The sequence below is a fragment of the Neolewinella marina genome, from assembly GCF_002631205.1.
In the GTDB taxonomy this organism is placed as follows: domain Bacteria; phylum Bacteroidota; class Bacteroidia; order Chitinophagales; family Saprospiraceae; genus Neolewinella; species Neolewinella marina.
Genome location: NZ_PDLO01000004.1, coordinates 403839 through 419109, shown reverse-complemented (window position 1 = coordinate 419109; position 15271 = coordinate 403839). Strand labels below are relative to the sequence as shown.

The window sequence follows — 15271 nt, the reverse complement described above, 5'->3', positions numbered from 1 at the left end:
TCGGTTGAAGGTAAGCCTTTCGTGCCGAAAACGGAGGTCTCAGGAATCAGCGATATGACTGCCGCAGCAGGGACTCCAGCTGGTCCAGGGCCGTGGTCAGGCCTTCCTGGAATCCCATTTCCAGAATGGTCTCCAGGTCCTGCCGGGAGGGGTAGGTGATTTCCACGATGACGGTGGTGGACGCCTCGCTGTTCTTCCGGAAGGTGATGTTCCAGTCGGATTGCGGGAGGTCGGTATTAAGGTTCCCGGCTTCGTCGCTGAATCCGTCCCGCCCGCGGATGTACTGGTGGAGCTCCACGTCGGTATAGTCGGTACGCCCCCAGTGAACCTCCCCACCGGGGCCGCGCATGGCGTAGTGGTGGCTACCCCCGGAGTGTACATCCATGGTCTTGCTCTGGGCTTTCCAGGGGGCCGGGGCCCACCACTGGTCGATGAGGTCGGCTTCGGTCCAGGCGGCCCATACCACCTGGCGGGGGGCGGCGAATTCCCGCTCGACGCGGATGCGGTGGTGGTCCTTTTCGACCGTGAAGGTCAGCGGATGTACGGTATCCATAGGGTAGGGTATTCAGGGTTACAATGGCCGGCTACTAAATTACCGCTGCTGAATCGGCTTCTGCAATACGCTCCCGGCAATTATTTCTCGCGGTTGGCCGGGGGCGTTTCCGCTGGGCCGGCGAAGGGGCGGAGTACGATTCCGAGCCGCACGGAGGTGTAGGGGAAATCCCGCAGCCCCTGCTGCAGCCGCGCCAGGTATTCCACCATTTTTCCCCGGTGGCTCTCGAGGCTCAGGCGGGCCACTACCGGGCGGTCGCCGTTGTTGAGGTAGCCGGAGTAACCACCCAGGGCGGGGGTGACCATGATCTGCCCCAGGGTGAGGTCGGCTCCCAGCCCGTACAAAAAGGCGTCGTTCTGGAGGTAGTCGTCCTTGAAGGTCTGCCACACGTAGAAGCCCACCATGGCGTGGGGGCGAACCGAGTGGTTTCCCCCCCGGCTCAGGGGGAAGGTTTTGCCCGCCGACAGGTCGAAGTAGTAGGCCGGGGCATTGGTGTGGCGGGCCGCGGAAAGGTGGGTGCCCGAGGCTGTCTTGAGGTTGGTGGTGAAGAGGAGATCGGGCCACCCCCGGGCGTCGCGCAGCAGCTGGATCTGGGTCCCTACGTACACATCACCCCCGGCCCAGCCCCGGCCGTCGTAGTCGCGGGCCGCGCGAGCATCGCGGGTCGTGGCGTCCATATGGTAGTATTCCACGGGGATGTACCATACCCGCAGGGCCACCCGCTCCGAAAACAGGGGTTGGTCTACCTCCAGGAATCCGTTGCCGGTGCGATCGCCGCTGCTGAAGTGGCCCTCACCGGCCAGGGTGATCCGGGTGCTGCCCTCCAGGCGGGCGTTGGCTACCCGCGGCACCGGCAGGGCGTTCGGGCCCAGGTAGGCGGGCGACAGGGTGAGGTACCTCCGCCAGTTCGACACCCCGTCCCAATTGTGGGTAGTGTTCCACCAGCCAAAGTCCTGGCCGGAAACCACGGTGGAGCACCCGCCGAGCCAGAGGAAGAACAAGAGCCGCCGCATGACAATCATACCGCAATTTAAGGTCACCCGAGCCTTGGTGGGGACATGTCCTTTGGCAAGCCCTGTGCTAAAACCCCAGCGGGCTAAATTTCGTCTTCCTATATTGAATACCTGATCATTCGCCATGCGCTTCCCAACCCTCGTGCTTTGCTGCTTTCTCCTCTTCCTCGGCACCTGCGTCCGCGCCCAGGTACTGACGGTAAGCGAAGAGATCCCCATGCGCAACGATACGAAGTACACCCTAGTGGGCAAGCTGGGGGGGCAGGTACTGCTGCTGCAGGATCGCGAGAACAAGCACCTGCTCACCGCCTACGGCCGCAGCATGAACCAGAGCTGGGAAAAGGACCTCGAGCTGCGTGGCCGCAACATCCGCATGCTCGACGCCCTGCCCGTCCAGGACGGCACCGGATTCCACCTCCTTTACCTCTTCCGCGACAAGGGCCGCAACCACCTGCAACTCGACCGCTACAACCCTGCCGGGAACCTGCAGGACAGCGTGACCCTGGTCGACTTCGGCATGTTCGTGACTACCCCAGAGGATGAGATCTACCACTCGGAGGACGACAGCAAGCTCCTGCTGCTCATGATCGACCAGCAGAGCAAGGCCCGCTACCTGGGCATCGACCTCGACAGCATGCGGCTGCTCTACGACCGCGAGCTGGAACCGGAGAAGTTCTTCTTCAACGACGACTTCCTCCAGGCCGAGATCTCCAACACCGGCGACATGTACTTCATTGTCGAGCGCGACAACTTCAAGAGCCGCCGCCGCAAGCACCGCTACGAGGTGTACACCCACCGGGCCGACGGGGGCGAGCGCGGCATGATCGACGTCAACCTGGGCGACAGCCTCACCTACGACGTCTTCTTCAAGTACGACAACCTGAACCGCCGGCTGGTGGCGGGCGGACTGTACTCCACCAAGGACTTTATCCGCGCCGAGGGCTACTTCTACCTCTGGATCAACCCCGAAAACCCCCGCGACGAGCTCCGCCCCCGCTTCCAGGAGTTCCCCCTCAACCTGGTCAAGAACGTCGAGGGCCGCAAGTTCAACAAGCGGAATCCCGGCATCAACGAACTGACCGTACGCGAGGCCATGCTGCGCCGCGACGGGGGCATGGTCATGATCACCGAGCGCGACCGCCGGCTGCAGCGCCGGGGCGGCGCCCTCCAGAACCAGCTGCTGAACACCTACGGCGGCCGGCCGCTGGTGGACTACCACCTCGACGAGATCGTCGTCTTCTCCGTCAACCCCGACGGCAGCCCCCACTGGAGCAACATCATGCACAAGAAGCAGTACAGCCAGGACGACAACGGTATCTACTCCAGCTTCTTCCTGATGGAAACCCCCAGCCGCCTGCGCCTGCTGTTCAACGACGAGATCCGCTTCGAGAATACCGTCAGCGAGTACGTCCTCAATACTCGCGGGGAATTCGACCGCAATACGCTTTTTCACACCCGCGACCTGAACCTTCGCCTCCGTTTCCGCGATGGCATTCAGGTGGCCGCCAACGAACTGGTGCTGCCCAGCGAACACCGCAACCGCCTGCGGCTGGTGAAAATGACCTACGACGCCCGATGATCCACCACCACCTCCTCCTGGCCCTCGGTACCCTGCTGCTCCTGCTGGGCTGCCAGCGCCGGCTGGCCGAGGGTACCCACCTGGCTACCCCCGACGAAGCCCTCACCCTCAGCGCCGGGGAGCACCTGCGCGCCGACCGCCGCGCCCCCGATTTCTTCACCTTCGTAAAGGTGCTGGAGGACAGCCGCTGCCCCCGCGGCGTACAGTGCATCCAGGCCGGCCGGGCCGTGGTATCCGTCCAGGTGCTGCGCGACGGGGCCCTCACGGAGGATACGGTGACCATCGACGGCAACGCCATTACCACGGATCAGGGCCCCCTGCAACTGCTGGAACTGGAACCTTATCCGGACGCTTCCGTTCCTGATCCCGGGCCCTACCGCCTGAAGGTCCGCTTGCTGGAGTAGCGGCCGCCAATCGGCATTCGTAAATCGTACATCCCTTACCTCCCGCCCATGTTCTTTCCCACCGGTGATGATCAGGTGCGCGGCGGTCACCGCCCCCACTTCGCCTACGGCCTCATCGCCCTCAACGTGCTCATCTTCGCCTACCAGTACAGCCTCGGGCCGCAGGTGGGCGAGGCCTTCGTTTACCAGTGGGGCACCATTCCGGAGCGGATCGCGGCGGGGGAGGGACTGGAGACCCTCATCACCAGCATGTTCCTCCACGGCAGCTGGCTCCACCTCATCGGCAACATGCTCTACATGTGGATCTTCGCCGACAACATCGAGGCCACGGTGGGCAGCGCGCGTTTCCTCATCTTCTACTTCCTCGGGGGGCTCGCGGCCGGGCTCTGTCACCTCTACTTCAACTGGGGCAGCCCCATTCCGGCGGTGGGGGCCAGCGGGGCGCTCTCGGCGGTCATGGGGGCCTACATCGTGCTCTTCCCGCGGTCGCGGGTGCGGGGCTACCTGTTCTTTTTCCGCATCAGCGTGCCGGCCTTTCTCTTCCTGGGCTTCTGGTTTTACCAGCAGTCGTCGGCGGGCTTCGCCAGCCTGCAGGACAGCGCCGGTACGGGCATCGCCTGGTGGGCCCACATCGGGGGCTTCGTGTTCGGGGTCATCGGGGGCTTCGTGTTCCGGGCTACCCACGCCATCCCCCGCCACGCGGAGGGCTACCGCCACGACGTCGACCTGTAGGGCGCCGGAGCGCGGGTGCCAAATCCCGTTGATGCAAGGCCGTAAACATTGCCACTTCCGCCCTACTTTAGGGGAGTACCAATCCACCCTGCCATGGAACCCGCCCACCTCTCCCGCGAAGAACTTAAAAGTGCCATGCGTGCCTTGCTGATCCGTGAGCCCCGCCTCTTCTTCGAGGTAGTACAGGAGCTCCGCGAGGAGATCGACAACGTGCCCGAGGAAGATCACCACAGCGAGCAGCAGAAGTGGTGGGCCATGATCGAGGCCGAGTTCATGCAGCTGGCGGAGGTGTTCCGGGGTTTCGCCTAGCGGGGAAAGCGGCTACCCCCTAAAGCCTAAAGCCCTAAAAGACTAACGGACTAAACACTACCCCCGGCCCAGCTCCACCAGTTCCCCCACCATCATCGCCGTGGCCCCCCACACCTCTTCGCCCGCGACCACCCAATGGGGCACCTCTTTCAGGATCATGCCGTTGAACAGCTTCTTGTCGCGGAAGTCCACCGCCCGCTCGGCGTAGAAGCCCGTAAAGGGAAGTTCCAGCACCCGTTCCACCTCACTGGCCTGCAGGGTAAAGTCGGGGCGTTGGGGCGTCCAGGCCACGAACGGGTTGACCAGGTAGTTGCTTACGGGGATGTAAAGGGGAGTGAGTTCGCCCAGCAGCTGAACGGCGGAAGGATTGACGCCTACCTCCTCCCGGGTTTCCCGCAGGGCGGTAGCCGCCGGGCTTTCATCTTCGGGGTGGGCGGCGCCGCCGGGGAAGGAAACCTGGCCACCGTGGCGGTCGCCGGGCGGACTGGTACGCTGAATAAAGAGCAGGTGCAGCCGTAAGCCCACGGGGTAGAACAGGGCCAGCACCGAGGCGGGGCGGGCGGTGGGCGGCGCTTCGGTATGGACCTTGCGCAGGGCGTGGCCCATCATTTCCTGGGCGGCGTAACCGGGCAGGTCGCCCCGCTGCAGCCGCCGGCGGATTCGCTGCAGGTAGTCGGCACCATCGAGGGTGTCGTTCATCTACTGCTGCTTATTCGACTTCTTCAGGTAGTTCTCCAGGGCCATGCCCATGCTGGGCACTTCGGGCGGGTTGGGGGCGATGTTGACCGTCAGTCCGGCACGCTCGACCGCGGCCGTGGTCTTGCGACCGGCCACCGCCAGGCGGGTATCCTTCTGCTTGAAGTCGGGAAAGTTCTCGTAGAGGGAGTCGATGCCCAGCGGGCTGTAGAAGATGATGACGTCGTAGTAGACGTCCTCCAGGTCGCTCAGGTCGGCCGCTACCGTGCGGTACATGAGGGCCGGCGTCCAGTCGAAGTTGTTCTGCTCCAGGTATTCGGAGACGAACTCCGAACCGAGGTTGCCGGTGGGCAGCAGGAACTTCTCCTTGCTGCGGTGCTTCTTCAGGGTGGGGGCCAGGTCCTGGATGGTGCGCTGGCCGTAGAATACCTTCCGCTTGCGGTAGACGATAAACTTCTGCAGGTAGTTGGCGATGGCCTCCGTCATGCAGTAGTACTTCGTCTCCTGGCTCATCTCGATGCGCAAGGCCTTGCAGAGGCGGAAGAAGTGCTCAATGGCCAGCTTCGAGGTGAAGATGACGGCCGTGTACTCGTCGGGGCGGATGCGCTCCTTGCGGAATTCCTTTTCCGAAAGTCCCTTGACCTCAATGAAGGGCCGCCAGTCGATTTGTAACCCGTACTTCTCCTCCAGCTTGGCAAAGGGGCTGCGCTCGGGCTCCGGCTGGGACACCAGAATGGTCCGAATGGGTTTGTACGATTCCTGAGAGGATTGACAGTCAGCCGCCATAAAGTGTGGGTTAGTTTTTTCTTCAGTTAGGGTTTATCCACTCAGATCACAGCAGTCGATAAATAGCGGTATACCAAGAGGAGAGGTGCTATTTCAATGGTGCAAATATATAACAAAAAATGGAGCGGTCGATTGCCAACGTAGTGATTAGCAATGAATAGACCGCGCACCAAATGCACCAGATAGATCAGGGCGAGCACCCCCAGTCCGGCCCAGAGGAAGTATTCGCGGTAGGCGGGAGGGGCGTAGCTCGCCAGCAGGTTCAGGGGAACCAGTACAATGCCGGAAAGGATGGAAAACACCATCAACACGAAGGTGTAGCGGCTCAATTCCTTGCGCAGGGGGAAGATGCGGCCCAGCAACAGGAGGACGAAAAACTTCAGCCCCACCACCCCCGCCACGATGAGGGAGGTGATGAGCCAGCCGGTCCAGACGCCCCCCGGCAGGGCCACCCCGAAGCCCGTGGCCAGCAGGTAGAGGTAGAAGCCGGCCGACAATAAAAAGAACAGGTAACAGAGCCAAAGTGCGGAAATCTGACCGCCGGACCGCCGCCGGAACAGCTGGGTCATCATGCTGTCGTTCAGGATGGCCGCGATGCACTGCTTCAGCAGGTCGCGGAAGAGCACCCACAAGCTCGTCACCATCACCACCAGCAGCAGGTGGACAAACACCACTGGCTCACCGCCCGGTGAGGATGGGGCGGGGCTATCGGCTGCCGGGCCGGGGCGGGCCACCTCCGCTGCCGCCTCCGGACTGCTGGGGTAAAGGTCGAAGGGGTTGGCGGTGGTATCGCGGACCGCGGTGGCCTCCACGGGGTCGTCGGCCGGCGCCTGGCCGGGAAGCAGGCCCCCGGCCACCAGCAACCAGCCTATGAGGATGAAGTGACGCAAATCCGAGTGATCAGACCGTAAAGGTAAACCGGTTGCGGCGCTTCCCGCAGGATCAGGACAGGGATTGATACACGGCCATGGCGCCGAAGTAGGCGATGGCGGTCATGAAGACGAACTGCACGATGGGCCACTTCCAGGAATTGGTCTCCCGCTTCGTCACGGCCAGGGTCGACATGCACATCATGGCGAAGACGTAAAAGATGAGCAGGCTCCAAGCCGTGGCGGGGTTGTAGACCGGCTCGTTGGTCACCGGGTTGCGCTCCTCGGCCAGCCGTTCGCGGATGCGGAATTCGTCGTCGGTGCTGCCGATGCTGTAGATGGTGGCCATGGTGCCCACGAATACCTCCCGGGCGGCGAAGCTGGTCAGCAGGGCGATGCCGATCTTCCAGTCGTAGCCCAGGGGGCGGATGACCGGCTCGATGGCCTTGCCGAGGTGGCCGGCGTAGGAGGCTTCCAGCCGCTCGGAGGCGAGGAGGTCGGCCGCTTGCTCCTCACTCAGCTCCTGCGCCCGCGCCCGCTCCGTCACCTGGGCCTCGGCGGCGGCCATATCCGCCGGGGGGCCGTAGGTGGAAGCCGCCCACAGGATGACGCTGATGATCATGATGATCTTGCCGGCCTCCAGAACGAAGGTCTTCGACTTCTGCCAGACGGTAGTCCCCACGTTGCGCCACACGGGGATGCGGTACTCGGGCAGCTCCAGCATGAGGAAGCTGCGCTCGGGGGTGCGCAGGATCACCTTGAAGGCCAGGGCCGAAAGCATGGCCCCCAGGATGCCCAGGAAGTAGAGGCCCGCGAAGGCCAGCCCCTGCAGGCTGATCAGTCCGTTGAAGTACACCACCGGAGGGACGGCGAAGGAAATGAGGATGACGTACACCGGGATGCGGGCCGAACAGGAGGTGAGGGGAGTGACCAGGATGGTCAGCAACCGCTCCTTCCAGTTGGAGATCGTCCGGGTGCTCATGATGGCGGGGATTGCACAGGCGTGGCCGCTGATCAGGGCCACCACCGACCGCCCGTTGAGCCCGAACCGCTGCATCAGGCTGTCGAAAAGGTAGGCCGCCCGGGCCAGGTACCCCACCTCCTCCAGGATGGCGATGAAGAAGAAGAGGATGGCGATCTGCGGCAGGAACACCAGCACGCCGCCCAGTCCGGCCACGATGCCGTCGACCAGCAGGTCGGTGAACCAGCCGGCGGGCAGGGTGGTGCGGATCGATTCGCCGAGGGTGCCGAAGGTGAATTCGATGAGGTCCATCGGCACGCTCGCCCAGGCGAACAGGGCCTGGAACAGCAGCAGCATCAGGGCGATGAAGAGGATGGGCCCGAAGATGGGGTGGGTAACCACGTTGTCGATCCGGTCGCTGCGGGAAGAGGTGTCGCCGGCGTGGCGCACGCTGCCCCTCACGATGGGCTCGAAGGTGTTGTAGCGCTCCATGGTCTCCTCCACCTGGGAACGCAGGCTGTGGAAGCCGTGGCGCACCCGGGCCTCCTGCACCTGGTGGCGGGTGGCGTCGGGGATGTGCTTCAGCCAGGGGGCGTGGTGGGTGAGCAGCAGGGCGTGGTAGTCGTTGCGGGCGGGCAGCTCGCGGCGCAGCTCGGCCAGTACGTCGCGGGTGTTGGCCCCGGGCTCGAAGAAGGCCTGGCGCGGCCGGAAGCGGTTGGGGTCGCGCAGCAGGTCGGTGATGGCCTCCTTCAGTTCGGCGATGCCGCGGTGGTCGCGGCTGCTCACGGGTACCACCGGCACCTCGAGCGCCTTGCTGAGGCGTGGGATGTCGACGGTGAGGCCGTCGGCGTCCATGAGGTCGGCCATGTTCAGCACCAGGATCATGGGCAGGTCGAGGTCGCGCAGCTGGGTGAAGAGCAGCAGGTGCTTGTCCAGCTTCGTGATGTCGGCCACGTAGAGGATGGCGTCGGGGAAGAGGTCGCCCTCGGGGTTGGTCAGCTCCTGCACCACCAGCCGCTCGTCGAGGCTGGTCGGGTAGCAGCTGTAGGCCCCGGGGAAGTCGATCAGCTCTACCGTGGGCAGTCCCGGCAGGCTGAGCATGCCGGCCTTTTTCTCCACCGTGACGCCGGGGAAGTTGCCGATGCGTTGCCGCAGACCGGTGAGGATATTAAATAGGGAAGACTTCCCGCTGTTCGGGTTTCCAACCAGACCAACGACGGGAGTGGCCTTTACTTGACCATTATGCATGCGAGCTCTTTCTTCCGCAATGCGAGGCATTGACGGTCTATCTTGACGTACCAACTGCCGCCGAAGGGGGATTTGCGGACAACGCGCAGGCGGGAGCCCGGCCGTACGCCAATATCCAGTAGCTTACCGGCGAGATATTCGTTGGTAAAGCGGTCGATGGTGCCGGATTGACCGGCCTCAAAGAGGGAAGCGGCGGCGGGTACGTGAAAGGGCATGTTCAGTTGGGTTGGTCAGCTTCGTAACGCCACAAAGATACATAAAGTGGGCTATCTGTACCCAGTCTAAATAAAATGCTACACCCCCGTGACGGCCTGGCCGATCGGTTACCTTACTAATCGCGGCTCACCCTACCTTGTAACCCAAATCCATATCGCATATGCAACAACTGAATTATCTCCTTCTGCTCTCCGTCGTCCTGCTGGTCGGCTGTTCCCCCAAGGTAGCCCCGGTGATCGGGGAGGACGGCACCGACTGGAACGCCCGCGCCGCCGAATACCGCCAGAACCCCGCCGCCCTGCGCGACCTGGTCGAGGACTGTGAACGCAGCCAGTCGGAACTGGTGGGCATGCGCCAGCAGTTGTCCAGCTACGAAAGCGAAGCCGGCAACCTGCAGAACCAGCTCTCCACCGCCGAGGCTTCCGCCGAGCAGGCCTACCAGGAAATCCAGCAGCTCCGCCAGGAGATCGCTACCCTGGAAGCCAACCAGCGCCCCGACGAGGTGATCACCGACCAGCCCCAGGTAAAGGGCGTCATCTTCCAGGTACAGCTCGGGGCCTACGCCCAGAACCGCGTGGACCCCAACATGGCCACCGGTGATGCCCTGGACCTCACGGACCAGAACGGCCTCCAGAAAGTGGTCGTAAGCCGCTTCCGCACCTACCAGAACGCCGCCAACCTGCGCGACCGCCTCAAGCAGATGGGCGTCAAGGATGCCTTCGTGGTGGCCATGAACGACGGCCAGCGCATCGACGTCCAGCAGGCCATCAAGCTGAGCGGACAGAATTAATCCTATGCGGGAGACCGACTTCATCGCGAAGAACAAGGACAAGTGGGCGCGCTACGAGGCCACCCTGGAGCGCAGCAACCAGGATCCTACCCGGCTCGGCGAGCTGTACGTCCACACTACCGATGACCTGTCGATCTCCCGCACTTTTTACCCCAACCGGTCCGTACGCATCTACCTGAACGGACTGGCGCGGCGCACCTTCCTGCAGCTGCAGCGGGGCCGACCCGGCGAAGGCTGGGCGTTTTTCTCCTTCTGGACCGACGCGCTGCCCCGCGAGGTATACGCCCAGCGTCGCTCCCTCCTCCTGGCCCTGCTCACCTTCCTGCTGGCCCTGCTCATCGGGGTGGTCAGCTACCGCATGGACCCCGCCTTCGCCGAGATGATCCTCGGGGCGGACTACGTGCGCATGACGGAGGCCAACATCGCCGGGGGCGACCCCATGGCGGTCTACAAGGCGCGCGACCCCGCCGGGATGGCGCTTCACATTACCCTCAACAACCTGCTGGTGGCCGGGCTCACCTTTCTGGCGGGCGCCTTTTTTGGCGTCGGCAGCATCGTCATGCTCATCCGCACCGGCGTGATGGTGGGCGTCTTCCAGTATTTCTTTCTGGCGCAGGGCGGCAACGTTTCCCTGGAGGCGGGCGCGGCGACGACCTGGGCGGCCCGGGTGGCCAGCTGGCTGCTGACGGCGGGCGGCGGAGCGCTGGAGCCCATATTCACCACCCTGGTAGCCGTGGGCCGCGACGCGGCGGTGTTCCGCGAGAGCCTGCTGACCATCTGGATTCACGGGGCCCTCGAGATCAGCAGCTTCGTCCTGGCCGGCGGGGCGGGACTGGCCATGGGCGGCGGACTCCTCTTCCCCGGCACCCTCACGCGGTGGCAGGCCTTCGGGCGTTCGGCCCGGGCGGGGGGCAGGATACTGTTGGGCACCGTGCCCCTGTTCATCATCGCCGGAGTGCTGGAAGGCTTCGTGACCCGGCAGACCGACCTGCCACCCCTGCTGCGCTTCCTGTTCATCCTCTGCTGCTTTGCCTTCGTCCTCTGGTACTACGTCATCTTTCCCCGGGCGGTGGCACGGCGCCCCCCGACCTCCACTTCAGGAGGGGAGGGGAGGCTGCGGGGTGGCCACCATGGCCCCCTGGCGCTGGGGCGGATCCGGTCGGTGGGTGAGCTGCTGGCCGCCACCTTTACCGTTTTCCGCCAGGGCATCGGTGGGTTATTGGTGGGGGCGCTGGCCCTGTCCGTGGGCTACGTCGTCCTGTCTTTCGCCTTCGGCCCGGAGCCGGCGGAACGCTACCGCTTCGCGGGCTATCTATTTGCTGAATTGGAGAACTTCCACGAACTGACGTCCTCCGTAGGGCGGGGCAGGGGATGGACCTTCTCGGTCCTGGTCGCTGTGGGCTTCTACGGGATGTTCCGGCTGGGGCTGGGCACCGCGGCCCGGCATTCGGACCTGCGCTCGCCGCTCCTTTATTGGAAACGGGAACTGCGGCTGCTGGCGGTCAGCGGAATCCTGGCCCTCACCCTGGCCCCGGGCGGGCGGGAAGTGGCCCTGCTTACCTTCCTCACCTTCCCCTTCCTGGTCATGCTGGGGGTGGGGCGCTACACCACAGATCTCGCACCCGGCAAGCTCTTTCGCCTGGTGTACACCAACCTGCTGCACAGCTACGGCCTACTGCTCCTGCTGCTGCTCATTGCCCTGCCGGCCGGCTACCTCCTGGATACGGTGGTGGGCCACTACTTTTTTGCCTTCCTGGACTGGGTCATCTACACCGACGGCAGCCAGCTCGACGCCCGCAACGTCATGCTGCAGGCCTTCTGCTACTACTTCCTCTTCGCGCTCCTCTTCAGTGCCTGGGTGATCGCTTTCTGCCTGTCGCTGGGCAGTCTGCGGGAAATCGGTACCGCCGCGGAACTGAAGCAGCGGATCGACCGGCTGGGACGTAAATAAATTTGAAAATCCGCCGTCCGCGCACGACGAATTTGGCCATTCGCATGCCAAACTATTGTATGTGAGGCGGATCACATTCGGTAGTGCCGGAATTTTGACGACATTTGCGCCCCAATTTCAGCGGAGCACCCCGTTCGATCATCAAGTAAAACCAATTATGAAGCGAGTATTTACTCAGGCCCGCCTGCTGTTTTTAATGGCATTTCTGTGCGGCGCATCCTTTCTCGTTGCCCAAACCACCGTCACGGGAACCATCACCGACCAGGAAACCGGCGACCCCCTCATCGGCGCCAGCATTTTGGCCGTGGGCACCTCTACGGGTACCATCACCGACTTCGACGGCAACTACACCCTGAACGTACCCGCCGGGGTGAACGAGCTGCAGTACAGCTACACGGGCTACGCCACGGTGAACGAGGCCATCAACGGCCGCACTACCATCGACCTGGCCCTCCAGGCCGGCGAACTCCTCAGCGAGGTGGTCGTGGTCGGCTACGGCTCGGTGAAGAAGGAGGACCTCACCGGCTCGGTGAGCACCATCGAGGAGGAGACCTTCAACAAGGGCGCCATCGTATCGCCCACCAACCTGATCGCGGGCAAGGTGGCCGGCGTCAACATCAGCAGCGGCAGCGGCAACCCGGGCGAAGGCCCCACGGTACGCATTCGAGGCGGTACCTCCATCAACGCCAGCAACGACCCGCTCTACGTCATTGACGGCGTGCCCCTGTCGAACGACGGCGTCACCGGCGGCCGCAGTCCGCTCAACTTCCTCAACCCCGACGACATCGCCTCGATGACGGTACTGAAGGACGCCTCCGCGGCGGCCATCTACGGCTCGCGGGGCGCCAACGGCGTCATCCTCATCACCACCAAGAAGGGCAAGGCGGGTACCCCCTCCATCAGCTACCGCGCCGAGGGCACCGTCTCCAACGTAATCAACCGCCAGCAGAACCTCAACGCCGAGGACTTCCGCAACGTGGTCACCTTTGCCGCCCCGGCCCGCCTGAGCACCCTGGGCACGGCCAACACCAACTGGTTCGACGAACTGACCCAGACCGGCTACGGCACCCAGCAGAACCTGAGCATCAGCGGCGGAGGGCAGACCAACACCTACCGCGTCTCCGCCGGCTACCAGCAGCTGGAGGGCGTCATCCGCGGCGCCGAAACCGAGCGCATCAGCCTGAACGTGAACTTCACCCAGGAGCTGTTCGACGAAAAGCTAATCGTGGGCGCCAGCCTGAAAGGGGCCAACTCGAACAACATCTTCGACCCGGGCGTCATCAACGCGGCCCTGGACTTCGACCCCACCCAGCCCATCTACGACCCGGCGAACACGGCCTACGCCGGCTTCTTCGAGTACGGCAACTCCCTGGCCCCCCGCAACCCCGTGAGCGCCACCGAGCAGATCAGCAACACCGGCCGGACCTACCGCGGCATCGGTAACCTCGACCTGGAGTACAAATTCGACGACCTCATCCCCGGCCTGAGCTACAAGGCCGTGGTTGGCTTCGACGTGAACAGCGGACAGAACAACCGCTTCGTACCCACCACCTTCGCCACCCTGGCCACCAACGGATACTCCGGGGAGTTCAACATCAACAACGCCCTGCGCACCAGCAAGCTGTTCGATACCTACCTGACCTACGCCACCGACTTCGGCAACCAGCGCGCCAGCCTGCAGGTGGGCTACTCCTACCAGGACTTCAACTTCGAGGGCCCCTCCATCCAGGGACAAAACCTCTCGACCGACGCCTTCGGCACCGCCAACCCCGGCGTGGCCGAGGACATCTTCGCCTACAACAGCGTGGTGGAGAACCGGCTGATCTCCTTCTTCGGCCGCCTCAACTACAACATCGACGAGCGCTACCTCTTCACCGCCTCGCTGCGGCGCGACGGCTCCAGCCGCTTCGGGCCCAGCAACCGCTGGGGCCTCTTCCCCTCCGCCGCCCTGGCCTGGCGCATCCTGCAGGAGGACTTCGCCGCCGGACTGGCCGGCACCTTCTCCGACCTGAAGCTGCGCATCGGCTACGGCGTGACCGGTAACCAGGACTTCGGCGACTACCTCTACCTGCCCGTCTACCAGTACAGCGACCAGCGCACCCAGTACCAGTTCGGCGACCGCTTCGTGCCCACCATCCGCCCGAACGCCTACGACGCCAACCTGAAGTGGGAGGAAACCGCCAGCCTCAACGTCGGCCTCGACTTCGGCTTCTTCAACAACCGCCTGAGCGGTATCCTGGAGTACTACCAGAAGACCACCGACGACCTGCTGTTCACCGTCAACGTACCGGCCGGCACCAACCTGTCCGACCGCGTAACCACCAACATCGGCGCCCTCGAGAACCAGGGCGTGGAGCTTACCCTGAACGGCGTACTCGTAGACCAGGAGAAGTTCGGCCTCGACCTTACGGGCAACTTCACCTTCCAGCAGACGGAGATCACCCGCCTGGACGGCAGCGGCAGTGCCGACATCCAGACCGGCGGCATCGCCGGTGGCGTTGGCAATACCGTACAGCTCCTGCGCGTCGGCGCCACCCCCTACTCCTTCTACCTCTACCAGCAGAAGTACGACGAGGACGGGCGGCCCCTGCGCGACGGCGTCGACTACAACGAAGACGGCATCGCCAATAACCTCGACATCTACGAGGACCTCAACGGCGACGGCGTACTCAACGACCAGGACCTGACCATCAACGAGGCCCCCATGCCCGACGTGCTGCTCGGCTTCACCGCCAACGCCCGCTACGGCAAGTTGAACGTGGGCGTGACCCTGCGCGGCAACCTCGGCAACTACGTGTACAACAACGCGGCCTCCAACGGCGGAAACTTCTCCCGCATCGACCTGGGCGCCAACTACGTGAGCAACGTCCACGCCAGCGCCGTCTACACCCGCTTCGATCGCCCGCAGTACTTCAGCGACTACTACCTGGAGGACGGCAGCTTCCTGCGGCTCGACAACCTCTCGGCCAGCTACGACTTCGGCCAGGTGGCGGGCGACGCCCTGAACCTGCGGGTTTACGCCACCGCCCAGAACCTCTTCCTGCTCACCAACTACAGCGGCAACGACCCCGAAGGCAACGGCATCGATAACTCCCCCTTCCCCCGCGCCCGCATCTACACCATCGGTGCCCGCGTCGGCCTGTAATCCTTCCCCCCCTTTATAA

At 63.8% G+C, this 15271-nt stretch carries 14 protein-coding genes; 7 read left to right on the top strand and 7 right to left on the bottom strand.

From position 1 onward, the window contains the following. Positions 1–46: 46 nt before the first annotated feature. Both CGL56_RS12155 and CGL56_RS12150 read right to left on the bottom strand, forming a co-directional pair. A complete protein-coding gene (locus CGL56_RS12155) occupies positions 47–553 on the bottom strand; it encodes an SRPBCC family protein (protein ID WP_099106823.1) in 507 nt (168 codons plus the stop codon). 80 nt (positions 554–633) lie between these two features. Beyond that, on the bottom strand, positions 634–1566 hold the full coding sequence (locus CGL56_RS12150; protein ID WP_143470703.1) for a hypothetical protein: 933 nt from the start codon (positions 1564–1566) through the stop codon (positions 634–636). Positions 1567–1690: 124 nt separating this feature from the next. On the opposite strand from CGL56_RS12150, the gene CGL56_RS12145 reads away from it, so the two are divergent. The 4 genes from CGL56_RS12145 to CGL56_RS12130 all read left to right on the top strand — a co-directional run bounded on the left by CGL56_RS12145 (position 1691) and on the right by CGL56_RS12130 (position 4590). After that, entirely contained in the window at positions 1691–3145 is a 1455-nt protein-coding gene (locus CGL56_RS12145; protein WP_099106821.1) for a hypothetical protein, read from the top strand. After that, positions 3142–3549: a hypothetical protein gene (locus CGL56_RS12140; RefSeq protein ID WP_099106820.1), complete on the top strand. Its 408-nt coding sequence runs from the start codon at positions 3142–3144 to the stop codon at positions 3547–3549. The genes CGL56_RS12145 and CGL56_RS12140 overlap by 4 nt, the downstream gene beginning before the upstream one ends. 48 nt (positions 3550–3597) lie before the next feature. Next, positions 3598–4281: a rhomboid family intramembrane serine protease gene (locus tag CGL56_RS12135; RefSeq protein WP_099106819.1), complete on the top strand. Its 684-nt coding sequence runs from the start codon at positions 3598–3600 to the stop codon at positions 4279–4281. Between the two features lie 93 nt (positions 4282–4374). Then, the gene (locus CGL56_RS12130) at positions 4375–4590 is read left to right on the top strand and encodes a hypothetical protein (protein ID WP_099106818.1); all 216 of its coding nucleotides are present in this window, start codon (positions 4375–4377) and stop codon (positions 4588–4590) included. Between the two features lie 57 nt (positions 4591–4647). Here the strand turns inward: CGL56_RS12130 and CGL56_RS12125 are convergent, their stop codons facing one another. The 5 genes from CGL56_RS12125 to CGL56_RS12105 are packed head-to-tail and all read right to left on the bottom strand — an operon-like array spanning position 4648 to position 9365. Beyond that, the gene (locus CGL56_RS12125) at positions 4648–5289 is read right to left on the bottom strand and encodes an NUDIX hydrolase (RefSeq protein WP_099106817.1); all 642 of its coding nucleotides are present in this window, start codon (positions 5287–5289) and stop codon (positions 4648–4650) included. Then, positions 5290–6072 (bottom strand): uroporphyrinogen-III synthase, encoded by a 783-nt coding sequence (locus CGL56_RS12120; protein WP_099106816.1) that lies wholly within the window; start codon positions 6070–6072, stop codon positions 5290–5292. It abuts the gene before it with no gap. A 41-nt stretch (positions 6073–6113) separates the two neighbouring features. Then, on the bottom strand, positions 6114–6962 hold the full coding sequence (locus CGL56_RS12115) for a DUF4271 domain-containing protein (RefSeq protein WP_099106815.1): 849 nt from the start codon (positions 6960–6962) through the stop codon (positions 6114–6116). 52 nt (positions 6963–7014) lie between these two features. Then, positions 7015–9150 carry a ferrous iron transport protein B gene (gene feoB / locus CGL56_RS12110; protein ID WP_099106814.1) on the bottom strand — a complete coding sequence of 712 codons (2136 nt, stop codon included), beginning with the start codon at positions 9148–9150 and terminating at the stop codon, positions 7015–7017. Next, a complete protein-coding gene (locus CGL56_RS12105; protein ID WP_099106813.1) occupies positions 9132–9365 on the bottom strand; it encodes a FeoA family protein in 234 nt (77 codons plus the stop codon). Before CGL56_RS12105 ends, feoB begins: the two co-directional genes overlap by 19 nt. Before the next feature lie 161 nt (positions 9366–9526). Here CGL56_RS12105 and CGL56_RS12100 point away from each other — a divergent pair, with 161 nt between their 5' ends. From CGL56_RS12100 to CGL56_RS12090, 3 genes are all read left to right on the top strand, one after another. Then, on the top strand, positions 9527–10156 hold the full coding sequence (locus tag CGL56_RS12100) for a hypothetical protein (RefSeq protein ID WP_099106812.1): 630 nt from the start codon (positions 9527–9529) through the stop codon (positions 10154–10156). 4 nt (positions 10157–10160) lie between these two features. After that, positions 10161–12107 carry a stage II sporulation protein M gene (locus tag CGL56_RS18350; protein WP_209280381.1) on the top strand — a complete coding sequence of 649 codons (1947 nt, stop codon included), beginning with the start codon at positions 10161–10163 and terminating at the stop codon, positions 12105–12107. A gap of 157 nt (positions 12108–12264) precedes the next feature. After that, positions 12265–15252 carry a SusC/RagA family TonB-linked outer membrane protein gene (locus tag CGL56_RS12090; protein ID WP_099106811.1) on the top strand — a complete coding sequence of 996 codons (2988 nt, stop codon included), beginning with the start codon at positions 12265–12267 and terminating at the stop codon, positions 15250–15252. The last annotated feature ends 19 nt before the right edge of the window (positions 15253–15271 follow it).